27 protein-coding genes are annotated in these 21,104 nt (G+C 66.3%); 12 read left to right on the top strand and 15 right to left on the bottom strand.

Annotated elements, in window-relative coordinates:
* Positions 1–6: 6 nt before the first annotated feature.
* Together CAP37_RS12795 and CAP37_RS12790 are read left to right on the top strand one after the other, a co-directional pair.
* Positions 7–1,749, top strand: a complete 1,743-nt coding sequence (locus CAP37_RS12795) for a carboxylesterase/lipase family protein (protein WP_086124512.1) — start codon at positions 7–9, stop codon at positions 1,747–1,749.
* A 14-nt stretch (positions 1,750–1,763) separates the two neighbouring features.
* On the top strand, positions 1,764–2,447 hold the full coding sequence (locus CAP37_RS12790) for a Crp/Fnr family transcriptional regulator (protein ID WP_143435937.1): 684 nt from the start codon (positions 1,764–1,766) through the stop codon (positions 2,445–2,447).
* 35 nt (positions 2,448–2,482) lie between these two features.
* Here CAP37_RS12790 and bktB read toward each other — a convergent pair whose 3' ends face one another.
* The 5 genes from bktB to CAP37_RS12765 all read right to left on the bottom strand — a co-directional run bounded on the left by bktB (position 2,483) and on the right by CAP37_RS12765 (position 6,264).
* Positions 2,483–3,667 carry a beta-ketothiolase BktB gene (bktB, locus tag CAP37_RS12785; RefSeq protein ID WP_086124510.1) on the bottom strand — a complete coding sequence of 395 codons (1,185 nt, stop codon included), beginning with the start codon at positions 3,665–3,667 and terminating at the stop codon, positions 2,483–2,485.
* 77 nt (positions 3,668–3,744) lie between these two features.
* Complete coding sequence (locus CAP37_RS12780) at positions 3,745–4,320, bottom strand: histidine phosphatase family protein (protein ID WP_086124509.1); 576 nt, start codon at positions 4,318–4,320, stop codon at positions 3,745–3,747.
* A 13-nt stretch (positions 4,321–4,333) separates the two neighbouring features.
* Positions 4,334–5,113, bottom strand: coding sequence for an SDR family NAD(P)-dependent oxidoreductase (locus tag CAP37_RS12775; protein WP_086124982.1), 780 nt, complete (start codon positions 5,111–5,113; stop codon positions 4,334–4,336).
* Positions 5,114–5,122: 9 nt separating this feature from the next.
* Positions 5,123–5,779, bottom strand: a complete 657-nt coding sequence (locus tag CAP37_RS12770) for an RluA family pseudouridine synthase (protein ID WP_086124508.1) — start codon at positions 5,777–5,779, stop codon at positions 5,123–5,125.
* Positions 5,776–6,264 carry a HugZ family protein gene (locus CAP37_RS12765; protein WP_086124507.1) on the bottom strand — a complete coding sequence of 163 codons (489 nt, stop codon included), beginning with the start codon at positions 6,262–6,264 and terminating at the stop codon, positions 5,776–5,778. Before CAP37_RS12765 ends, CAP37_RS12770 begins: the two co-directional genes overlap by 4 nt.
* A 62-nt stretch (positions 6,265–6,326) precedes the next feature.
* Between CAP37_RS12765 and CAP37_RS12760 the strand changes: the two genes are divergently transcribed.
* Genes CAP37_RS12760 through CAP37_RS12750 form a run of 3 tightly spaced genes read left to right on the top strand, consistent with a single transcriptional unit; the run spans position 6,327 to position 9,896 of the window.
* Positions 6,327–7,328 carry a tRNA-dihydrouridine synthase gene (locus CAP37_RS12760; protein WP_086124506.1) on the top strand — a complete coding sequence of 334 codons (1,002 nt, stop codon included), beginning with the start codon at positions 6,327–6,329 and terminating at the stop codon, positions 7,326–7,328.
* Positions 7,329–7,361: 33 nt separating this feature from the next.
* Positions 7,362–8,945, top strand: a complete 1,584-nt coding sequence (gshA, locus tag CAP37_RS12755; RefSeq protein ID WP_086124505.1) for a glutamate--cysteine ligase — start codon at positions 7,362–7,364, stop codon at positions 8,943–8,945.
* Between the two features lie 54 nt (positions 8,946–8,999).
* Positions 9,000–9,896, top strand: a complete 897-nt coding sequence (locus CAP37_RS12750; RefSeq protein WP_086124504.1) for a dienelactone hydrolase family protein — start codon at positions 9,000–9,002, stop codon at positions 9,894–9,896.
* Positions 9,897–9,903: 7 nt separating this feature from the next.
* Here CAP37_RS12750 and CAP37_RS12745 read toward each other — a convergent pair whose 3' ends face one another.
* A complete protein-coding gene (locus CAP37_RS12745; RefSeq protein WP_086124503.1) occupies positions 9,904–10,374 on the bottom strand; it encodes an SRPBCC family protein in 471 nt (156 codons plus the stop codon).
* 92 nt (positions 10,375–10,466) lie between these two features.
* Here CAP37_RS12745 and ylqF point away from each other — a divergent pair, with 92 nt between their 5' ends.
* Both ylqF and CAP37_RS12735 read left to right on the top strand, forming a co-directional pair.
* The gene (gene ylqF, locus CAP37_RS12740; RefSeq protein ID WP_086124502.1) at positions 10,467–11,408 is read left to right on the top strand and encodes a ribosome biogenesis GTPase YlqF; all 942 of its coding nucleotides are present in this window, start codon (positions 10,467–10,469) and stop codon (positions 11,406–11,408) included.
* 74 nt (positions 11,409–11,482) lie between these two features.
* Positions 11,483–12,082, top strand: a complete 600-nt coding sequence (locus tag CAP37_RS12735; RefSeq protein ID WP_086124501.1) for an NAD(P)H-dependent oxidoreductase — start codon at positions 11,483–11,485, stop codon at positions 12,080–12,082.
* Positions 12,083–12,101: 19 nt separating this feature from the next.
* On the opposite strand, the gene CAP37_RS12730 is transcribed toward CAP37_RS12735, so the two are convergent.
* The 5 genes from CAP37_RS12730 to CAP37_RS12715 form a co-directional block, all read right to left on the bottom strand.
* Positions 12,102–12,383 carry a DUF427 domain-containing protein gene (locus CAP37_RS12730; protein ID WP_086124500.1) on the bottom strand — a complete coding sequence of 94 codons (282 nt, stop codon included), beginning with the start codon at positions 12,381–12,383 and terminating at the stop codon, positions 12,102–12,104.
* 10 nt (positions 12,384–12,393) lie between these two features.
* Positions 12,394–12,534 (bottom strand): hypothetical protein, encoded by a 141-nt coding sequence (locus CAP37_RS21725; protein WP_179190201.1) that lies wholly within the window; start codon positions 12,532–12,534, stop codon positions 12,394–12,396.
* An 86-nt stretch (positions 12,535–12,620) separates the two neighbouring features.
* Positions 12,621–13,208, bottom strand: a complete 588-nt coding sequence (locus tag CAP37_RS12725; RefSeq protein WP_086124499.1) for a thioredoxin fold domain-containing protein — start codon at positions 13,206–13,208, stop codon at positions 12,621–12,623.
* A 66-nt stretch (positions 13,209–13,274) separates the two neighbouring features.
* Entirely contained in the window at positions 13,275–13,739 is a 465-nt protein-coding gene (locus CAP37_RS12720; protein WP_256926960.1) for an RcnB family protein, read from the bottom strand.
* A gap of 112 nt (positions 13,740–13,851) precedes the next feature.
* The gene (locus tag CAP37_RS12715) at positions 13,852–14,343 is read right to left on the bottom strand and encodes a TerB family tellurite resistance protein (RefSeq protein ID WP_086124498.1); all 492 of its coding nucleotides are present in this window, start codon (positions 14,341–14,343) and stop codon (positions 13,852–13,854) included.
* 86 nt (positions 14,344–14,429) lie between these two features.
* On the opposite strand from CAP37_RS12715, the gene CAP37_RS12710 reads away from it, so the two are divergent.
* Positions 14,430–15,107 carry an SOS response-associated peptidase gene (locus CAP37_RS12710; RefSeq protein ID WP_086124497.1) on the top strand — a complete coding sequence of 226 codons (678 nt, stop codon included), beginning with the start codon at positions 14,430–14,432 and terminating at the stop codon, positions 15,105–15,107.
* A 15-nt stretch (positions 15,108–15,122) separates the two neighbouring features.
* On the opposite strand, the gene CAP37_RS12705 is transcribed toward CAP37_RS12710, so the two are convergent.
* Both CAP37_RS12705 and CAP37_RS12700 read right to left on the bottom strand, forming a co-directional pair.
* Positions 15,123–16,343, bottom strand: coding sequence for a diguanylate cyclase (locus CAP37_RS12705; RefSeq protein WP_086124496.1), 1,221 nt, complete (start codon positions 16,341–16,343; stop codon positions 15,123–15,125).
* 124 nt (positions 16,344–16,467) lie between these two features.
* Positions 16,468–16,884: a hypothetical protein gene (locus tag CAP37_RS12700; RefSeq protein ID WP_086124495.1), complete on the bottom strand. Its 417-nt coding sequence runs from the start codon at positions 16,882–16,884 to the stop codon at positions 16,468–16,470.
* Positions 16,885–17,026: 142 nt separating this feature from the next.
* Between CAP37_RS12700 and CAP37_RS12695 the strand changes: the two genes are divergently transcribed.
* Complete coding sequence (locus tag CAP37_RS12695; protein ID WP_086124494.1) at positions 17,027–17,848, top strand: tRNA-uridine aminocarboxypropyltransferase; 822 nt, start codon at positions 17,027–17,029, stop codon at positions 17,846–17,848.
* Here the strand turns inward: CAP37_RS12695 and CAP37_RS12690 are convergent.
* The gene (locus tag CAP37_RS12690; protein ID WP_086124493.1) at positions 17,811–18,272 is read right to left on the bottom strand and encodes an SRPBCC family protein; all 462 of its coding nucleotides are present in this window, start codon (positions 18,270–18,272) and stop codon (positions 17,811–17,813) included. The two genes, CAP37_RS12695 and CAP37_RS12690, sit on opposite strands and share 38 nt — an antisense overlap.
* A gap of 157 nt (positions 18,273–18,429) precedes the next feature.
* On the opposite strand from CAP37_RS12690, the gene CAP37_RS12685 reads away from it, so the two are divergent.
* Genes CAP37_RS12685 through CAP37_RS12675 form a run of 3 tightly spaced genes read left to right on the top strand, consistent with a single transcriptional unit; the run spans position 18,430 to position 20,753 of the window.
* On the top strand, positions 18,430–19,290 hold the full coding sequence (locus CAP37_RS12685) for a DUF3014 domain-containing protein (RefSeq protein ID WP_086124492.1): 861 nt from the start codon (positions 18,430–18,432) through the stop codon (positions 19,288–19,290).
* A gap of 1 nt (position 19,291) precedes the next feature.
* Entirely contained in the window at positions 19,292–19,942 is a 651-nt protein-coding gene (gene pcp, locus CAP37_RS12680) for a pyroglutamyl-peptidase I (protein ID WP_086124491.1), read from the top strand.
* A 22-nt stretch (positions 19,943–19,964) separates the two neighbouring features.
* The gene (locus CAP37_RS12675) at positions 19,965–20,753 is read left to right on the top strand and encodes an NYN domain-containing protein (protein ID WP_086124490.1); all 789 of its coding nucleotides are present in this window, start codon (positions 19,965–19,967) and stop codon (positions 20,751–20,753) included.
* Positions 20,754–20,762: 9 nt separating this feature from the next.
* On the opposite strand, the gene CAP37_RS12670 is transcribed toward CAP37_RS12675, so the two are convergent.
* A complete protein-coding gene (locus CAP37_RS12670; RefSeq protein WP_086124980.1) occupies positions 20,763–21,089 on the bottom strand; it encodes a hypothetical protein in 327 nt (108 codons plus the stop codon).
* Positions 21,090–21,104: the final 15 nt, after the last annotated feature.

Raw genomic sequence — 21,104 nt, 5'->3', positions numbered from 1 at the left:
CCCCCCATGACAACCGCCTTCACCCGCCTTGCCCTTGTCATCGGCGCGCTGCTGATGCTCAATGCCTGCACGCACACGCTCGCCGAGCGCGCCGGCCTGCAGCGCCAGACCACGTTCGGCCCGGTGATCGGCGCCGACGACTCAGCCGCCAACGGCACCCTCAGCTGGAAGGGTGTTCCCTTTGCGGCCGCACCGGTGGGCGAACGCCGCTGGCAGGCGCCGGTGGATCCACCCGCGTGGACGACGCCGCGCGCGGCTACCGCGTTCGCGCCGGCCTGCGTGCAGACCGGTCGCCTGTATGGCCCGGGCCTGAACAACCGCTACGACGCCACCATCGGCAGCACGCTCGGCCAGACACTCGGCTCGGAGGACTGCCTCTACCTCAACATCTGGGCGCCTGCTGCGGCGTCTGCCAGCCCCAGACCGGTGATCGTCTGGGTGCACGGCGGCAGCAACATCACCGGCTACACCGCCGACCCGGTCTACGACGGCGCCGCGCTCGCCCGCAGCACCGGCTCGATCGTGGTGTCGGTTGCCTACCGGCTCGGCATCTTCGGTTTCCTCGATCTCACTCCCTTGAAAGCCGGCGCCGCCGCGCCCGACTCGGGCAACTTTGCGCTGCTGGACATCGTCAAATCGCTGGAGTTCGTGCAGGGCAACATCGCGCGCTTCGGTGGCGACCCGGGCAAGGTCACGCTGATGGGCGAATCGGCCGGGGCGGTCAATGTGTATGCGCTGCTGACCTCGCCCATGGTGGTGGCCAGGCCCGCGCCTTTGTTCCAGCGGCTGGTTGCGCTCAGCGGCGGCATTTCCTCGGCCGCCTCGCTGCCGCCGGGCTCGTTCGCCACCATCCTGCCGCGCAGCGTGTGGGCCACGCGCGGCAACGCGCTGCTGATCCATTCCCTGATTGCGGACGGCACAGTGGCCGACCGGGCGGCCGCCGAAGCCCACATCGCCGCGCGCACGCCACAGCAACTCGCCGCCTACCTGCGCAGCCAGTCGCCCGATGCCTTGTTGACGACGGTGCGCACGCGGCTGACACCGCTCGGCCTGGCCGCCGCCAACCCGATTCCCGATGGCCATGTGGTGCCGGCCGACCCCATTGCCGCCATTCGCCAAGGGCAGTACGTGAAGGTACCAGTGCTGTCGGGCAACACGCGCGACGAGAGCAAGCTGTTCCCCAGCCTGCTGGCACTGCGGCCTGCGCTCGGGGGCACCAGCGGCCGCCTGCTCGATGACGCCGCGGTGTTCAAGCTGGTGCACAACTACCAGCCGGACGCGGCGCCAACTACACGCATTGAAGACTGGATACCGCCCCAGTACCTGCCCGTCAGTGCGCCGACCACCGGCCTGAATGCGCGCATCGCCGAGCTCGACCGCATCTGGTTCTTCGCCTTCCGCGACGACGTGCTGAACGCGCTGAAGGCCCGCCAGCCCGAGGTGTGGCACTACCGCTTCGACTGGGACGAACTGCCGCCGCCGTTCGATGTGGTCTATGGCGCGGCCCACAGTTTTGATCTGCCGTTCATCTTCGGCAACTTCGGGTCTTCGCTCTACGCCAACATCTCCTTCAGCCGCGCCAACGAGCCCGGCCGACTGGCGTTGTCGCAACGCATGATGCAGAGCCTCGGTGCATTTGCCCGGGCAGGCGACCCCAACACCGCCATCCTCGGGACCCGCTGGCCGGCCTGGCCGGGACGGCTGGTGCTGGACGCCGACCGGCAATCGGCGAAGCTGGCGGTGGAGTGACAGGGCATTTCAACGTGCTGAATTACGCAACCCGCGTGGCCGTGCGGAGTCGCGGCTGGCTGTCGAACCTGCCGCCATCCATGTGCGATGAGCTGCTGCATGAAGCCGTGGCCATACGCCTTCCGGCAGGGCATCGGCTCTTTGAATCTGGCGACCGGGCTGAAGGCCTGTGGCTTTGTGCCAGCGGCTACGTGCGCCTCAGCCGGGCTTCGGGTGGGCGGCGGCGGACGCTGGCGTACGCGGCCGAAGGGGACTTGGTGGGCGCCTCCGGCTTCTTTCTGGGGACGCAGGAATGCGATGCCCATGTGCATCGCGCCGTCACGCTGCTGTTCCTGGGGCGAACAGAGCTGCAGCGCCGGTTGAATCAGTGGCCGCAACTGTCGCAGGCGATGCTGACCGTGCTGGCTCACCAGGTGAAGTGTCTGGGAGAAGAGGTCTGCGATGCCCGCTACCTGCCGCTGGACACCTTGATGGCCAAACGGCTCGCGGAGCTGGGGTCTCAACATGGCCAGCCGATGCATCCCGGAGGCACGGCCAACCGCATCAAGCTCGCCATGGCGCAGTCCGAGCTCGGCGAGCTCATCGGCTACTCACGCCAGCACGTCAACGCCTCGCTCAAGCGGCTGGAACGCCGCGGCCTGATTGCGGTCACCGCCTGCGGCATCGTCGTTCATGATCCTGAAGGCCTGCGCGCCTAGCCGGCCGGGTCGATGGCCATGGCGCGCGCTGGCGTTCAGATCCGCTCGAAGATCGCCGCAATGCCTTGGCCGCCACCGATGCACATGGTGACCAGCGCGTACTTGCCGCCAATGCGGTGCAATTCGTGGATGGCCTTGACGGTGATCAACGCGCCGGTGGCGCCGATGGGGTGCCCGAGCGAAATGCCCGAGCCGTTGGGGTTGACCTTGGCCGGATCCAGGCCGAGGTCGCGGGTGACGGCGCAGGCCTGGGCGGCGAAGGCTTCGTTGGCCTCGATCACGTCCAGATCGTTCACGGTAAGGCCGGCTTTCTGCAAGGCGATCTTCGTGGCCGGCACCGGGCCGATGCCCATGTACTTGGGGTCCACGCCCGCGTGGGCGTAGGCCACCAGTCGCGCCAGCGGCTTGGCGCCACGCGCCTTCGCGGCGCCGGCTTCCATCAGCACCACCGCAGCGGCGGCGTCGTTGATGCCCGAGGCGTTGCCGGCGGTCACGGTGCCGTTTTCCTTCAGGAACACGGGCTTCAGTTTGCCCAGATCTTCCAGCGTGGCGTTGGGTCGGAAGTGCTCGTCGGTGGCGTAGGCCACATCGCCCTTCTTGCTCTTCAGCATCACCGGCACGATCTGGTCCTTGAAGACACCGCTTTCGGTGGCCCGCTGCGCACGGTTGTGGCTTTCCACCGCGAGCTTGTCCTGATCTTCGCGGCTGATGCCCCACTTGGCGGCGATGTTCTCGGCCGTCACACCCATGTGGATGGCGTGGAAGGGGTCGTGCAGCGCGCCGGTCATCATGTCCACCATCTTGGTGTCGCCCATGCGCGCGCCCCAGCGCATGTTCAGGCTGGCAAAGGGCGCGCGGCTCATGTTCTCGGCACCGGCGCCAATGGCGATGTCGGTGTCGCCCAGCAGAATGCTTTGCGAGGCCGAGACGATGGCCTGCAGGCCCGAACCGCAGAGGCGGTTCACGTTGAACGCCGGCGTGCCTTCGGCGCAGCCGCCGTTGATGGCCGCCACGCGGGAGAGGTACATGTCTTTGGGTTCGGTGTTGACGACATGGCCGAACACCACGTGGCCGACGTCCTTGCCGTCCACGCCCGCGCGAGCGAGCGATTCACGCACCACGAGCGCGCCGAGTTCGGTGGGGGGCTGGTCCTTCAGGCTGCCGCCGAAGGTGCCGATGGCGGTGCGCACGGCGCTGACAACAACGACTTCTCTGCTCATGAGGTGTTCTCCATTTGTTGAAGGTAGGGGTTCGCCAGCCATCCTACCCGCAGCTTTCCGCGCCGGCTTGACCTGCGTCAGAAGGTCTGGCGAGACAGCAGACGCAGCCGGCCGGCATCTGGCCGGGTGACGAAAACCTCCCCCATGGCCAGGTACTCACCGGTGAGGGCGGTGATGTTGACCTGGTGCGTCACCAGCACCAGGTTGCGCGGCGCCTTCCAGCCCTGCACGGCGGCCAGCACCTCGCGGGTCTGGCTGTCGCGTCCTTCGCCGCCGAAGAAGGAATTGATCGGTGGCCAGACGGTGTTTTCCTTGAAGGCCAGCATGGCCGTGTCCACGCAGCGGCACCAGGCGCTGGAGCGCACCTGGTCCAGCTTGACGCGTTCGCGCATGAAGGCCGCGCCGACCCGGCGCGCCTGCTCGCGTCCGGCCTCGCTCAAGTTGCGCTGCGTGCCGCATTCGCCGAGCTTGAAATTCGGCGGGTCGCCCACGCCGGGTTCGGTCTGCGCATGGCGCATCAGCACCACGCAGCCACCCTCGCGCAGCAGGGTCCAGAAGCCTTCGCCCGCGCTCTGGGCTGGCGCAAGCCCGGTGGACAAAGCCAGCGCGCTGCCAGCGGTGAACCGGCGCCGGGTGATCAGGCTCGTGGTCATGTTGAGGTCTCCTTCAGTCGCGCACGTCGGCCACAGGCTTTTCGCCAAAGTCGGCCCGATCGAGCCAGCCCAGCACGCGCTGCGCGGCAGCGTCTGGCGACGCCAGCTGGCCCTGGCGTTGCAAGTCCACGAATCGACCGCGGTCGGGAAAAGCCGCCGGGTCGCCCGCGCGCAACTGCGACTGCATGTCGGTGTCGATCACGCCCGGTGCCAGCGAGACCAGGCGCGCGCCGTGCTCGCGTTGCGCTTCGTCGAGCGCGCTGCAGCGGGTGAAGTGGTCCATGCCGGCCTTGGCGGCGCAGTAGGGTGCCTGCGCGGCCATCGCGTTGCGGCCCAGGCCCGAAGAAATGTTGAGCACCTTGCGCGGCCCGCGCCAGCCACCATCCACCCACGCTCCGGTAGCGTGCAGAAAGGCGGCCGTGAGCTGCATGGGCGCCTCCAGGCCCACACGCAGGGCATTGGCCAGGTCTTCGGGCGGGCAGTCATCCAGCGGGCCGATGCGCGGGATCACGCCGGCGTTGTTGATCAGCGTGGCGCTCTGCAGCGTTTGGGGGTCCAGCCCTTCGAGCCAGGCCTGAAGGCGCTGGCGCGATCCGGTGGTGTCGGCCAGGTCCTGCGTCCATTGCGTGAGGCGCGCGCCCTTCTTGCTGGCCTGTTCGGCCAGTTCGTCGCTGGCGCGGCGCGAAATGCAGAGCAAATGCCGATCGGGCGCGAGCAATTGCATGGCCATGGCCAGGCCCATGCCGCGCGAGGCGCCGGTGAGGATGGTGAGGTGTCGGGTGGTCGTCGTCATGGGTGCCATTCAAAAGGGACAGGCGCTGTGGAATTCAATGCTTCGGCCATCGAGCGGGTGCGGCAATTGCAGCCAGTGTGCATGCAGCAGCAGGCGCTCGGCCAGGGCCTGCTGCTGTGCGTTTGCATACAGCGCATCGCCCAGCATCGGATGTCCGATGGCCTGCAGGTGCACGCGCAACTGGTGTGTGCGGCCCGTGACCGGTTCCAGTTCTACCCGGGTTGTGATGCCTGCGTGCGCGGCCGGTCTTTGTTCGGCTTCGAGCCGCCAGCGCGTGCGGCTGGGTTTGCCCAGCTCGTGGCTCACGATGCTGCGCGGCCGATTCGGCCAGTCCACGGTGATGGGCAGGTCAATCAGGTTCCAGCCGTTGTCGGGCAGGGGGTTGAGCAATGCCCCGGCCACCACGGCGGTGTAGCGCTTGTCCACCTGGCGCGTCTCGAAGGCGCGCGACAGCGTGCGCTGGTGCGCCAGCCCGCGCGCCATCACCATCAGGCCCGAGGTGGCCATGTCCAGCCGGTGCACCACCAGCGCGTCGGGCCAGCGTGCCTGGGCTCGGGCGCTCAGGCAGTCCTGCTTGTCGGGGCCGCGTCCGGGCACGGCCAGCAGGCCGGCGGGTTTGTCCAGCACGATCAGGGCGTCGTCTTCATGGACGACCTGCAGGGTCACGAAGGCGGCCCGAGCGCGCGCACCACTTCGTCCGCCTCCAGGCTGCGCGCGGCACCGAAGCCGGCCACCTGGCGCGCGCCCAGCGGCGTGAGGGCGACGAAGCTGAAGTCGCCCAGCGTGGTCATGTGCGTGGCTTCGGGAAATCGGAGCAGGTAGGCTGCGCAGGCACTCTTTTCGGCGTTGCCGCCGGCCTCCAGCGTTTGCGCCTGCAGCACCAGCATGACGCGGGGCAGGGCATGTACCGGCTCACCCGCCACCTCGGCCTGCGACACCAGCAAAGAAGCGCGCGGTTCACGCCGCAGGTTGGCGCTGTGCGAGGCGAGCGCGCTGACGTGAATCACGATCACCCGCAGGCTGGTGTCCACCGCAAAGGGCACCAGCGACACCCACGGCGCGCCGTCCATGCCCAAGGTGCCAAGCGACCCCACCCGCTGGCGCGCCAGCAGTTCGCGCAGGGCCTGGGTCAGGCGGGGTTCGTGGGGCATGAGGTGGCCATGGTAGCGCGGCTCGGCCCGGCTGTGGAGGCACCTCGTGGTGAAATACCCGCATGTTGCTGCTCGCGCCCATGGAAGGTCTGCTGGATGCCACCCTGCGCGATGTGCTCACGCGCACGGGCGGGGTCGACCGCTGCGTGAGCGAATTCATCCGCGTGACCAACACCTTGCTGCCCGAGCGGGCTTTTGTGCGCGTGGTGCCCGAGCTGCTCAATGGCGGACGCACCCGCGCGGGTGTGCCGGTACGCCCGCAGCTGCTGGGCTCCGACCCCGCGTGCCTGGCCGAGAATGCCGCCCGGCTGGCCGGGCTGAATCCCCCCGGAATCGACCTGAATTTCGGCTGCCCGGCCAAGACCGTGAACCAGAGCCGGGGCGGCGCGGTGCTGCTGGACGAACCCGAGCTGGTGGGCCGCATCGTGGCGGCGGTGAGGCGCGCGGTGCCGGCGGGCGTGCCGGTTTCAGCCAAGATGCGACTGGGCTTCAACGACGACCTGGTGGCCGAGGCCTGTGCGCAGGCCATTGCCGAGGCGGGGGCGGACGAACTGGTGATTCACGCCCGCACCAAGGCGCACGGTTACCGGCCGCCCGCCTACTGGGAACGCATTGCGCAGGTGCGCGAAGCCTTGCCCGCCGCTCAACGTATCCCGGTGATCGCCAATGGCGAGATCTGGAGCGTGGCCGATGCGCTGCGCTGCCGCGAAGTCAGCGGCTGCGACGCGCTCATGATCGGTCGCGGCATGGTGAGCGATCCCGGCCTTGCGCTGGCCATCCGGGGGCAGGGCGTTGTGGCCTGGTGGCAGATCGAGCCCCTGCTGACCGTGTTCTGGGAGCGGGTGAGCGTGCGGGTGGAGCGCCGGCACCGCGCCGGGCGCCTCAAGCAATGGCTGAACTTGCTGCGCCGCCGCCACCCCGAGGCCCAGGCCGCCTTCGATGAGCTGCGCCTGGTGAATGACCCCGCGGCCGTCGACGCCTGGCTGCTGCGCCCCCGCGCCGATGCGCCCCCTACCACAGAGCCGATCCAGGTGTTGCCAGCAGAATTGGGCCAGCCGTGTTAACTTCCGGCCCCGGACCCGATTCAAGACGCCTGTATGACCCCTTTTCAACAACGGCTGGACACGCTCACGGCTGAGCAATTGCGTGGCATGCGGCGCGGCCTTGAGAAGGAAAGCCTGCGTGCCCAGCCCGATGGCCGCCTGGCCCTCACCCCGCATCCCGCGGCCCTGGGCAGCGCGCTCACCCACCCGCACATCACCACCGACTACAGCGAGTCGCAGCTCGAGCTCATCACCGGCGTGCACGCCAGTGTCGAGTCCTGCCTGACCGAACTCACGGAAGTGCACCAGTACACCGTGCGCTCGCTGCGCATGGCCGGCGACGAGATGCTCTGGGCTTCCAGCATGCCGTGCGGCCTGCCCACCGACGAAACCATTCCGCTCGGCCGCTACGGATCGTCCAATGTCGGCCGCGCCAAGAGCGTCTACCGCATGGGCCTGGGTCACCGCTATGGCCGGCGCATGCAAACCATTTCGGGTATCCACTACAACTGGTCGCTGCCCGGCGTCGACAACGACGGCTATTTTTCGCTCATCCGCAACTTCCGCCGCCATGCCTTCCTGCTGCTCACGCTGTTCGGCGCCTCGCCAGCCGTGTGTTCCAGCTTCGTCGAAGGCCGCCAGCACGAGCTGCAGAAGCTCGGCAATGGCGGCACGCTCTACATGCCCCACGGCACCTCGCTGCGCATGGGCCGGCTGGGCTACCAGAGCGAGGCGCAGGCCACGCTGGCCGTGAGCTACAACGGCCTCGAAGGCTACGCCGCCTCGCTGCACGATGCGCTCACGCGGCCCTGGCCCGCCTACGAAGCGGTCGGCATTCGCAACCCGGGGGGCGACTACAACCAGCTCGCCACCACGCTGCTGCAGATCGAGAACGAGTTTTACGGCACCATCCGCCCCAAGCGCGTGATCTACCCCGGCGAACGCCCGCTGCATGCGCTGCGCGAACGCGGCGTGGAATACATCGAGGTGCGGCTGATGGACCTCAATCCATTCGAGCCCATCGGTATTGGCGCCACCACGCTGCGCTTCCTCGACGTGTTCCTGCTGCACTGCCTGCTCTCCGACAGCCCGCCCGATACGCCGGCCGAAATCCGCGAACTCGCCCACAACCAGCACCTCACCGCCGCCCGCGGCCGCGAGCCGGGGCTCGACCTGCTGCGCGAAGGCCAGGCGGTGCCGCTGGTGCAGTGGGGGCTGGAGATCATCGACCAGCTGGTGCCCATTGCGGCGGCGCTCGACCGCGCGCAAGGCGGCGTGGAGCATGCCGATGCGGTGGAGCAGGCGCGCGCCGCGCTGCACGACCCGCAGCGTCTGCCCTCGGCGCGCGTGCTTCAGGCCATGCAAAAAGACCATGGCGATTCATTCCTCGGGTTCGCCAGGGCGCAGTCGCTGGGCACGCACCAGCACCTGCTTTCGCTGGAGTGGAGCGCCAAGCAGCAGGGCCGGTTCGAGGCCATGGCCGCCAAGTCGGTCGAAGACCAGCGCGCCATCGAAGCGGCCGACTCCATGCCGTTCGAGATCTACCGCCAGGAATACACCTCGCCAGCGCGCCTGGGCCGGCCACAGGCTGCACCAGCAGCCCCTGCGGTGGCAGAAGCCCTCATCACCGCACGGTGAATCGGCCCTGAGCGGCCTGCGCGGCTATCCTGCGGCTTTTCGCCGGAGACGCTCATGCCCCGACTCACCGCGGCCGATTTCGACCAGGAACTGCTGATCCTTTTCGACGCCTACGTGCACGGCGACATCGACCGGCGGGCGTTTCTGGACCGGGCCTCGAAGTTTGCCGTGGGTGGCCTCACCGCCGCCGGCTTGCTGGCCGCACTCAGCCCCGACTTTGCCAATGCGCAGGTGATTCCGGCCGGCGATCCGCGTGTGAAGACCGAGACAGTCAACGTCGCCTCGCCGCAGGGCTACGGCACCATCAAGGTCTATGTGGCGCAACCGGCAGTGCCACCGCCTGGCGGGCGCCTGCCAGGCGTGCTGGTGGTGCACGAGAACCGGGGGTTGAACCCGCACATTGAAGACATTGCTCGCCGCCTCGCGCTGGAAGGTTACCTGGCCTTTGCGCCCGACGCGCTCACGCCGCTGGGCGGCTACCCGGGCGATGAAGACAAGGCGCGCGCCTTGTTCGCCCAGCTCGATCAGGCAAAGACAAGGCAGGATTTTCTGGCCACGGCCGCTGCCCTGAAGGCCCGGCCCGACGGTACCGGGCGCATCGGCGCGGTGGGCTTCTGCTATGGCGGTGGCATTGCCCACATGCTGGCGACCGAGCTGCCCGACCTGGCTGCCGCCGTGCCCTACTACGGCAACCACCCGCCGGTGGAAGCGGCGGCCAAAGTGAAGGCGCCGCTGCTGATTCACTTTGCGGCGGTCGATGAACGCATCAACGCCGCCTGGCCTGCCTACGAAGCCGCACTCAAGGCCGCTGGCGCGCGCTACACGGCTCACCTGTACGCGGGAACGCAGCACGGTTTCAACAACGACACCACGCCACGCTTCGATGCGGCGGCCGCCCGACTTTCATGGGATCGAACCCTGGCCTTCTTCAAGCAGCACCTCGCTGCCTGAGGAACGCTCAGGCTTCGCCGCCGAAGCGCTTGATGAGGTTGGCGATGTATTTTTCGAGCAGCTTCTCGAATTCGCTCTCCACCACAGGTGCCACCACCATCTTCATGAGGCCGGGCAAGGGCACCTCGATCTCGCCCTGAATGGCCAGTGTGAGCCCTGTGGACTTCTTGTTGTCCACGATCTTCCAGTTGCCGCCGACCAGGGCGTTGCCCACGCCCTTGACCGGCGTCCATTTCACGGTGCCACGGGCTTTGTCGCTCACGTACTTGCTGGCGTAGATGGTCTGAATATTGACCTGCGCCGTGCCCACCTTCTCCATTTCCCACTTGTAGACACCGTCCCCCATATCGGTGAGCTTGTCCACTTTGGGGAAGTGGCTGACCGACTCCGGCACGTTTGAAAGCACCTCGAACACCTCGGCCGCCTTGGCCTTGACGTCGAATTCGTAGCCCAGGTCGATCTTGACGGTGATGCTCATGAGGCGCCTCTGCGGGGTGTTGAAGTGGAAACGATTGTAGGGACGGGCACTGCGGCCAGACCCGGGAGTTACACCAAGGCACAATCGCCGCCATGAGTATTCAGTGGTTTCCCGGACACATGCACCTGACACGCAAGGCGATCACCGAGCGCGTGAAGGACATTGATGTCGTCATCGAAATGCTCGACGCGCGCCTGCCGGGCTCCAGCGCCAACCCGTTGCTGGCCGAGCTCACCAGCGGCAAGCCCACGCTGAAGGTGGTGAACAAGCAGGACATGGCCGATGCCGAACGCACCGCGCTCTGGCTGGCGCACTACAACTCGTTGCCCAACACCCGCGCCATCGCGCTGGATGCGAGCGTCACCGCCCCGGCGCGCGCCATCATCGCTGCCTGCTTCGAGCTAGCGCCCCTGCGCGGCGGCATGGTCAAACCCATGCGGGTGCTTATCTGCGGCATTCCCAACGTCGGCAAGTCCACGCTCATCAACACGCTCATGGGCAAGCGCTCGGCCAAAACCGGCGATGAAGCCGGCATCACCCGAAACGAACAGCGCATTGCCCTGGCCGACGATTTCTACCTCTTCGACACGCCCGGCATGCTCTGGCCGCGAATTGTGGTGCCCGAAAGCGGCTTCAACCTGGCCGCCAGTGGTGCCGTGGGCCGCAACGCCTACGACGACCAGGAGGTGGCGCTGGAACTGCTGGCCAAGCTCAAGCACGTGTATGCCCCCTTGCTGGAAGCGCGGTACCGCCTCGGTTTGAGCCCGGACGCCATTGGCGCCTTGCACGACGACGAGCTGCTTGATGCCATTGGCCGCAAGCGCGGCGCGCTGGCGGGCGGCGGGGCGGTGAACGCCCAGAAGGCGGCGGAGCTGCTGATCGCCGATTTCCGCAGCGGCACGCTGGGACGCATCACGCTGGAGACCCCCGAGGAATTCACCCGGTGGCTGGGCGCGGGCTTGAAAGCCGATGCCGCTCGGCAGGAGCGCAAAAAGGAGCGCGCACCTAAGGCGCGCAAGCCCGACCGGCGTTGATGCCGCTTTGATCCTCGTCAACGCCGGGCGCGGCACCGGATGCGAGCATGCGGGCATCTTCACAGGAGCCTGCCATGTCCTCCAACCCGGTCCGCCGCATCCTGCTCATTGAAGGCCATCCCGATGCCCAGGGGCCGCACCTCAACCGGACCCTGGCCGACGCCTACGCCGAAGGCACCAAAGAGGGTGGGCATGCGCTGCGGCGCGTGGTGGTGGGCGCCATTGAATTTCCCCTGCTGATGCGAGCCGCCGACTGGCTCCATGGCGAAGTGCCGCCCACGTTGAAAGCCTCGCAGGAAGACATTTCGTGGGCCGAGCATGTGGTGATCTTTTTTCCGCTGTGGCTGGGCGACATGCCCGCCCTGCTCAAAGGCTACCTGGAGCAGGTGGCACGCCCGGGCTTTGCGGTCGGGCCCGAGGGCGCCAAGCCGTTTGGTCACAAGCCGCTGTCGGGGCGCTCGGCGCGCGTGGTGGTGACCATGGGCATGCCCGCGCTGGCCTACCGCTGGTATTTCCGTGCGCACAGCCTGAAATCGCTGGAGCGCAACATTCTGGGATTCGTGGGATTCGGGCCGATCCACGAAACGCTCATCGGCATGGTGGACAAGCTCGGTGACGCTGGCGTGGCCCAGTGGCAGGCCCGCCTGCGCAAACTGGGGAGCGAAGGCGCCTGAAGCCGGACCGCGTCCTGCTTCAGGCCGCGACCTTCACGCCCTTCCAGAACGCCACGCGCCCGCGCACCATGTCGGCTTCGGGTTTCGGGTCCGGGTAGTACCAGGCGGCGTCGGTGTTGAGTTCACCATCGACCAGCAGCGAGTAGTAGCTGGCCTGACCCTTCCAGGGGCAGCTGGTGCGGTGGTTGCTGAAGGTGACGAATTCGCGCTTGAGCGCGCTTTCGGGGAAGTAATGGTTGCCTTCCACCACCACCGTGTCGTCGCTTTCTGCGACCACCACCCCGTTCCAGGTGGCCTTCATGCGGTGGCGCTCATTTGTTCTTCTCCTTGCCCCTCGGCAGGACGGAGGTTACCGGCGGCACGGGGCGGTCGGAGGTGGCCGGGCCCTTGGGCGCCGAGGTGTCCTTCTTGGGTTTCTTGCTCATTTTTTCGTTGCGCTGTTCTTTGCCCATGAGACCTCCAATGACAGCCGCGACGCGCGGCTCGATCCGGCGATGGTAAGCGACAAAACGGCCGTTTTATTCGAGCTCTTCGTGCTTCAAGGGCCGATGCCAAGGAACTGGGCGAGGGCCTGCGTGCTCATGGACCCGGCCTGGCTCACCACCTGCCCGCTGCCCTGATGTTTCCCCACCACGAAGGGCACCGAGGTGGCGCCCAGTCGATCGAGCAGGGCGGTGTTGTTCTTGATCGCGGCCTCCACCTCTGGCGGGATGCTGGCCGATGCCGAGATGCCGCCGCCGTTGGCCAGCAACTCGCGTTCGTGGGTGTTCATGGTTTCAGCCGGATTGGCCGCCGTCATGATCGCGGCGCCCTGCGGCAGGCTCTTGGCGTTCAGCAGCGACACCGGCAGCCAGGTGAATTTGACTTTGCCCTGCAGCGGAATCGACGATTGCCACAGGTGCGCGCAATGCGGGCACTGGGGGTCAAACAACACATACACCGTGTTGGCGCTCATCAGCGCGCCCACCGTGAAGCCCTTGCCCTCCCTGGCCAGGGCTTCCAGCGCCTGGCCCGGTGCAATGGGGGTGGCCGCAGGGGCGGCGGGGCTGGCGGTTTCCTGCTTCGAGCAGGCGGCCAGCACAGAGAGGGATGCGATCAGGGAAAGCGAAAAGTTACGGCGTTGCATGGCAGACGGGGACCGGGAGTTGCGCTGACCGAGATCATCGCAGAGAAGCCCGGACCCCGGCCATGGTCAACGGTTCAGGATCAGGTGCGCAATGATGCCCGTGGCGATCGCCACCAGCACATAGTCGCCACCCACCTGCACCCACTGCTGGCCACGCGGAGGCGCAGACAGGCGGTGCGCGCGGTAGTCCGTCACCACATACTGACGGCTGCGGTATTCGCGCGGGATGTAGTGGCCGCGACGGAATTCCGGACCGCGAGCGTTGTAGTAGCGCATGTTCTGCGAGTGCCGGAAATCGCGGCGGTCCTCGCGGCGTTCTTCCCGGAAGTCACGGCGGTCGTCGCGCCGATCCTCGCGAAAATCGCGACGGTCCTCACGGAAGTCACGCCGGTCGTCACGACGGTCGTCGACCTTGATGATTCTGGGGGCCTCGTGTCGCGGCCCATTGAAAGGCCCCTGTGCGAACGACAGGGTGCTCATGCCGAGGGTGGCGGCTGCAACAGCAATGACAACAAGGTTTCGGGATTTCATGGAGGTAACTCCTGGGGGTTGGTGAGCCTCCATCGTGTTCCCCGTCTGTGTCGCCTGCGTAAACCGCCCGCGCCAGTCGCGCAAAGTTGCGTACCCAATTGTGGGGCTGCGCTCAGTGGCCTTCGGCGCGCGGTTTCAGAGCTTCCTGAGCGTGCAGTTTGGCGGCGATGTACTCGCCATGCGTCACGTGCAGCAGCCCGGCCACCTTGCTGATCACGTGGTGCTCATTGGCGTCCAGGTGGTGATCGGCAAATGCGACTTCCCACATGGCCTCGACCACATCGATTTTCTGCTGCTGTGTGAAACGCTCGTTCATCAGTGCGGTGAAGCGCTGGTAGTCGTAGGCGGTGCGGGCCGTTTCGTGGGCGAGTTCCAGCAGACGCTTCAGCTCGTCGTCGCTCAGCGCAAATTTGCGACGCAGCGCGGTCAGCACCGCATCGCGTTCGCTGTCCTGCAGATTGGGCTCCGCACGCATCACCTCCACCAGCAGCACCGCCGTGGAGAGTTGCAGCGTGTGCATCTGCTCGGCGGGCGCCTGTGTGCCAGCCTGCGAGGTGAGGCTGGCGGTGAGGTGGTCGAACAGATCCTTGAGATTGGCAAGCATGGTGGTGGCAGTGGGTTGCGGCGATGAAAGGATGGAGCGTAAGCAGTTGCTCAGGGTTCCCGGCGGTGGTCGGCTAGCATGCCCTCATGAGCACCCACTATGAAAGTCTGGCCCCTGACACCCTTTACCGCGAAGCTTTTGATGTGGACAAGCCCGAAGTGGCCCCAGGGCGCGACGTGTGGCCTCGCCGTCCAGGCGTGTTCATTCGCCGAGTGGCGCAGGCGCCGACCCCGGAAGGCGCCGCACCCGAAGGACCACCGCAGCGCGAGCTTGTGGTGGGGCAGTTTGGCCTGGTGCCACCGTGGGTGAAGTCCGCTTCCGACGCCAAGCTTCGCTCGACCAAGCTGGTGAATGCCCGCTCGGAAACCGTGACCACGTCGAACAATTTTCGAGGCGCCTGGCTGGGCGCGCAGCGCTGCATCGTGCCCATGATGTCGTTTCGCGAGGACGACTTTCGCAGCGGCAAAGCGGTGCCCACGCGCATTGCCCGCGTGGACGGCAGGCCGATGGGCGTGGCGGGTCTGTGGGAAAGCTGGCGCGGTGCCGATGGGGATGTGATCGTGAGCTACTGCCTGCTCACAGTGAACGCCAACAGCCACGCGCTGATGCATCGGTATCAGCAACCGGGCAGCGAGAAGCGCATGGTGGCCATCTTGAACGATGGCTCTTTTGAAGCCTGGCTTGGCGCCCATCCCGGCAAAGCCGGCGAATTCATGCGAGCCTACCCGGCCAATGCCCTGACGGCCAACCCGGTGCAGAAATAATCGACCGCGCTTGCCTCAGCTCAACTGCATCGGCACCGTCTCGATGTCGTTTTCCATCAGACGGCTGGGCATCAGCACCTTGGCCAGGGCGTGGCGCTCGGCGTCGTTGAGCACGTCCATCGGGTTCACGCCTTCCGGGTCCAGCGTGACCACGCCCAGGCCCAGGCGCGGCCTGAACAACTGACGCGACTTCTTCTCGTCCATCACCGTGAGTGGGTGCGACACCGCGCCGCGCAGGTGGGTCAGCATCTCGGGCACCGGGGTCTGGTGCTTGTCGGCCGTGGTGACCACCACGAAGCACCGGGGGTGGTAGAGACCCACCACGCAGCGGAACCCGGCGGCGCGCCGGATGCGCGCGGCCAGCGTGACCAGAATCTGGCCTTCCACGCCCGGGCCTGCCGTTTCCGCCAGCTCGTACAGGTTGCTCACGTACAGACACACCACGGTGCACTCGCCATGCCGGCGGGCGGTGCGCCAGAAGGCGTGCTCCACCTGGGCCAGCAAGGCAGAGCCCGTGGGGAGGCCCGTAGCGGAATCGGCACCTTGCTGCAAGCGCGATAGGCGCGTGAGCTCGCGGTTGTGCCGGTTGCGCAGCAGGCCCGGCACCGAAGCCATGAGGAAATAAATCAGCGTGACCGATGCCGTGAGTGCCCAGGCACCGAGACCAAGACCGGGCACTTCCAGACCGCGCAGGTACAGACCCGTCGCCATCATCGCCAGGCAACCGATGGCCAGCAGCATCCATCGCGCCAGCGGGTCGCCCAGCTTGGTGGCCCGCATCACCGCCATGAAAGCCAGCAACACCGGAACCAGATTGACCGCCGCGGCCGCCAGCAGCAGCACGCGAAATTCAGCCAGCGGCGCTTGCGTGGCAATGGCGACCAGGCTCAAGGTGGCCAGCAGAACAACCGAAGCACCCCAGGCGGTGAGCCGGTGCATCAGCGCGTCTTCGCGCACGCCACCGAGCCAGTTGCCCAGGAAATACAACGCCATCGCACCCGCACTGGGGCCCAGGCCGACCTTGAGCACCATCATCAGCCGCTTGGGCAGGTTCGGAAAAAATGCCTCCGGCAAACCGGTAATGACCACACAGCTCGCGCCAGTGACCAGCACAAACAGCAGGTTGCGCACGGAGCCACGCGTGCGGCTGCCCACCACGTCGGCAAACGCCAGCGCCGCAAGGGTCAGCAACCCCCCCAGCATGGCCGACCAGACGGCGATCTCGGAAATTGACATGCGCGGATTATGGTGGCCGGGAGATGGGCTTCCCTGGACCTATTGCACACATTGACAGGGTTAGTGGCAGCACTCAGTGGAGCACGCCTGCACCGTGTGGAAAGGTGCGCGTCTTCGCCGCTTTTCAGCCTCTCCCAGCCAGCGATCCCTGCGATGACGATCGATGGCTTCTCGTTTGCTCCTTGGCTCGCGGCTTGAGCCTGGGCATGGGTTCGAGGAACGTGGAGTGCTGGCGCAGCAGCATGTCGGCCTCGGCCTGGGTGCGGCGTTTCTCCAGCATGTGCAGCACCAGCAGGGCAATGCCGATGCCGATGGCCATCCAGGCGGGTGCCAGCAGGGCCTTGGAGGCAACCGGCGGCAGGCCTCGCGCTTCCATCACCAGTGAAAGCAGCCACAGCGCCATGCCGGCGGCGGTGGCGCCCACGCCATTGGCCAGTAGGGGTGGGGTCCTGCGTCGGCTGGACCGGCGGCGGGCCGGCTTCTTCGTCTTGCTCATGTAGCGCGGAAATCGTTTGGTGCGTGTGTGATGGACGGGAATCATGCGTCAGCCTCGATGAGTGGCACCGCTCAGACCGACGAAGCGGGCGATTGACCGGCTGGCCGCAACCGTGGGTGATGCCTTGGTGTGAATTGGGCCCAGACAAGTAAGTAAAAGGCCTGCGCAAAGCACCTACATTTGCGGCATGACCCTGGTACCCCTTGCCCTGCCCACCGCTGCGCCCACCCACGCGGTCTCTCGCCAGCGCTCGGCCCGCCTCGCCGTGAGCGCAAAGCCTTATCTGGCGCGAGGCTCGGGGCTGGTGCGCTGTGCAGGCTGCCGGTTGATCGCGAGCCACTGCCTGTGTGCCTCGCGTCCCACCGTGCCCACGAGCGCCGGTATGTGTCTCATCATGGGCGACATCGAAGCGATCAAGCCCACCAACACCGGCTGGCTGGTGGCCGACGTGGTGGCCGACACCTGGGCCTTCGGCTGGTCTCGCACGTCGGCAGACCCCGGTTTGCTGGCCTTGCTGGCCGATCCCCAGTGGCAACCTTATGTGGTGTTTCCGGGCGAATTTGTTCAGCCGGAGCGGGTGGTCACGGCGCTGCTGCCTGCTTCAGACCTGCCGTTGTCCGCGCAGCCCGCGCGCAAGCCGCTTTTTGTGCTGCTCGATGGCACCTGGTCCGAGGCCCGCAAGATTTTCCGCAAGAGCCCGTTCCTGGAGCACCTGCCCGTGCTCAGCCTGCACCCGGAAGATGTGGTGTCCAGCTACCGACTGCGCCGTTCCGCGAACGCCGGCCATTTCTGCACGGCTGAAGTGGCCGCGCTGTGCCTGGCGCTCGCGGGCGAAACGCACGCTGCCGATGTGCTGGCCGCGTGGTTTGACCTGTTCAGTGAGCGGTATATGGGCATGCGGCTCAGTTCGCCGCTCAACCGCGACAGCGAGGCGCACCAGCGCTTGCAGGCGCTCGCCGGGGCGGGTGGTGTTACTCCGCCGGAATTTCTGCCGACACCAGCAGCGTGAGCAACTGCAGCGATTCCTGCCAGCCCAGGTAACACGCCTCCACGGGAATCACGGCGGGAATGCCGCTCTGTTCCACGCGCAGTTCGGTGCCCACCGACACCGCCTTGAAGGTGAGGGTGACGCGCATCTCGCCAGGCAGGTTGGGGTCGTCGAACTTGTCGGTGTGGACGATGCGCTCGTTCGGCACCAGCTCCAGGTATTCGCCGCCAAAAGCATGCGACTGGCCGTTGCTGAAGTTGGTGAACTGCATGCGGTAGCGCCCACCCACGCGAGCGTCCATCTCCAGCACGCGACCGGTAAAGCCATGTGGCGGCAACCACTTGGGCATGGCATCGGGATCGAGGAAAGCGCGGTACACGCGCTCGGGCGGTGCTGGAAACACGCGGTGGAGCGTGACGGTGCCCGTGGTGGGGGTTGCACTCATGTTGAACTCCTTTGAAGATGGTGGCATGGTCCACATCTTCACGACGAAGCACCAGGACCCGATTCGACAAGACCACAGAATAGCCTTGCCCGCGGGTGCGACAAAAGCGGCCGCGTAGCATGGGAAGCCCCCAACCCTATCGAAAGGTGAAGCGGCCATGCAAGACCGACCCACATCCCGAACGCCCATCGTGATTGCCGCCGTGGTGGCGCTTGCCGTGGCCGCCTGGTTTGGCTGGCGGCACTTCGAGAGCTCGAAGGTCTTGCCCACACCACCCGTGGCCACCACCGCACCGGCAGATCCCGCGCCACCGCCAGCGCCTGCCCCAACCACAGCGCCCACCATTCAGCACCCGGTGGATCCCCCCGGAACCGAGACCGCCGTGCAGCCTGCGCCCTTGCCCGCGCTGGCCGAAGCCGATGCGCTGGTGCGCGAACTGGTGGCGGGTGTGGTGACCAGCAAGGACGTGGTGAGATTTCTTCAAATGGACGGTTTCATCCGCCGCGTGGTGGCCACGGTGGACAACCTGCCTCGTGAACAGGCGCCGCTGATGGTGTGGCCCGTGTACCCCACGCCGCAGCGCTTCACCACGCAGCGAACCGACACCGGCGTGGAGAACATCCACCCCGACAACAGCCAGCGCTACACGCCCTTCGTGCAACTGATTGAATCTGTGGACAGCGCCAAAGCTGTGGCGGTGTACCGGCGCCTCTACCCGCTGTTTCAGCAGGCGTACGAAGAGCTGGGTTTCCCTGGCCGCTATTTCAACGACCGCCTGGTGCAAGTGCTCGACCATCTGATCGCCACGCCGGTGCAGACTGGCCCGCTCGCCGTGACCCTGGTGGAAGTGAAAGGCGAGGTTCCCTCCACCCGCCCCTGGGTGCGCTACGAATTCGCCGACCCCGCACTGCAGTCGATGTCGGCCGGGCACAAGATGCTGATGCGCACCGGCGCAGAAAACCACCAGCGTCTGCGTGCCAGGCTCATCGACATCCGTGCCCGCGTGGCCAGTCGCTGACATGTCCAAAGCAATGAAGAAAATCCTGCTCACCGGCTTCGAGCCTTTCGGCGGCGAAACCATCAACCCGAGCTGGCTCGCGGTGAGTGCGCTGCACGGTCAACAGATGCAGGGGCGCACCGTGGTGGCCGCGCAGTTGCCCACCGTGTTCGACGCATCGCTGCGTGAATTGAAGCGGCTGCTGCGTCTGCACCAACCCGAACTCGTCATCTGCGTGGGCCAGGCTGGCGGGCGCCATGCGCTGTCACTGGAACGCGTGGCCATCAACGTGAACGACGCTCCCATTCCCGACAACGCGGGCGCCACACCCATCGACACCCCGGTGGTGCGCGGCGCGCCCGCCGCCTACTTCAGCACCCTGCCCATCAAGGCCATGCTGGCCGCGCTGCAACAGGAGAACATCCGCGCCGAGGTGTCGCAAACCGCAGGCACCTTCGTCTGCAACCACGTGTTCTACGGTCTCATGCGCGCCCTGGCCAAATCCCGCTCCCTTCAGCAGACGCGCGGCGGATTCGTGCACGTGCCCTGGTTGCCGGAGCAGGGCGCGCCCCACATGACGCTGGACGACATGGTGCGCGGGCTCAGCGTGGCGGTGCGGTGTGCGCTGACGGTGCAGGAGGATCGTTTGATGGGGGCTGGGGCGACGGATTGAGCTGTAAAACAGGGAGGAAACAATGGCGACCAGACAAGGCAATGACAGACTGGCGGTAATGATTGACGCCGACAACGCGCAGGCATCGCTGGTGCAGGAACTCCTGGCTGAGGTGTCGCGATATGGCACAGCCACCATCAAGCGCGCCTATGGCGACTGGACCACGCCGAACCTCACCCAATGGAAGTCTGTGTTGCATGCCAACGCCGTGCAACCTGTTCAGCAGTTCCGCTACACCACCGGCAAGAACGCCACAGATTCCGCACTCATCATCGATGCGATGGATGTGTTGCACTCAGGGCATGTGGACGGCTTCTGCCTCGTGTCCTCGGACAGCGATTTCACTCGCCTTGCAACTCGCATACGGGAAGCCGGTCTTGCGGTCTACGGTTTTGGTGAACGCAAAACCCCCGCTCCTTTCGTGACTGCATGCGATAAGTTCATCTACACCGAAATCTTGGGCGGAAAATCGGAAGACCTTCTAAAGTCGGACGCGACCCTCGCCGGTGAACCTTTGAACAGGCCGGAGCGTGTGCCCGAGCTTCCGGAACTCGAACCGATGGTTCTGAGTGCATTGGAGGTTACAGGGCGTGAGGACGGTTGGTCCACGCTGGCCGCCCTTGGTGGTCAACTCAGCCGCAACAATCCTTCCTTTGATCCCCGCAACTATGGCGTGACGAAGCTGGGAGATCTGATGCGCAAACAGTCCTATCTGGAAACCAAAGAGGTGCCGACGGGAGAGGCCAGCGCGCACATCCACATGCATGTGCGAAAGAAGATTTTGCCGGCGGCCAACAAAAAGCAGGTTTGAGCTTCCGCCTCAAGCCTGCCACACCCCAAACCCCGCCGACCGCAGATCAATCCCCACCTCGATCTCCTTGTCCACCGCGTCCTCGTAGCGCATCGGGTTGAAGCCCTCGTACAAATCCGGCAGCAGGCGCAAACCGTATTTGAAGACGTACGAGCTCGCCTGAATGCCCGCCTTGTGCTTGTCGAAGCGCACGTCCGGGTCCAGGCCGGTCATGCCCACGTACACGCAGGGCTTGCCGTCCACGTAGCCTGGGTTGCACTGGCGAAACTTGTGATCGAGAAGCACGTCCTTGTGCAGCTCGATCACATAGACGTGGTGGTGGGGGCGACGGCTCATGGCGGGTTGTGGGGC

Source organism: Hydrogenophaga sp. IBVHS1 (assembly GCF_002127265.1).
Classification (GTDB): domain Bacteria; phylum Pseudomonadota; class Gammaproteobacteria; order Burkholderiales; family Burkholderiaceae_C; genus Hydrogenophaga.
The sequence above is the reverse complement of the archived record's forward strand: the minus strand, read 5'-3'. Positions and strand labels throughout refer to the sequence as shown.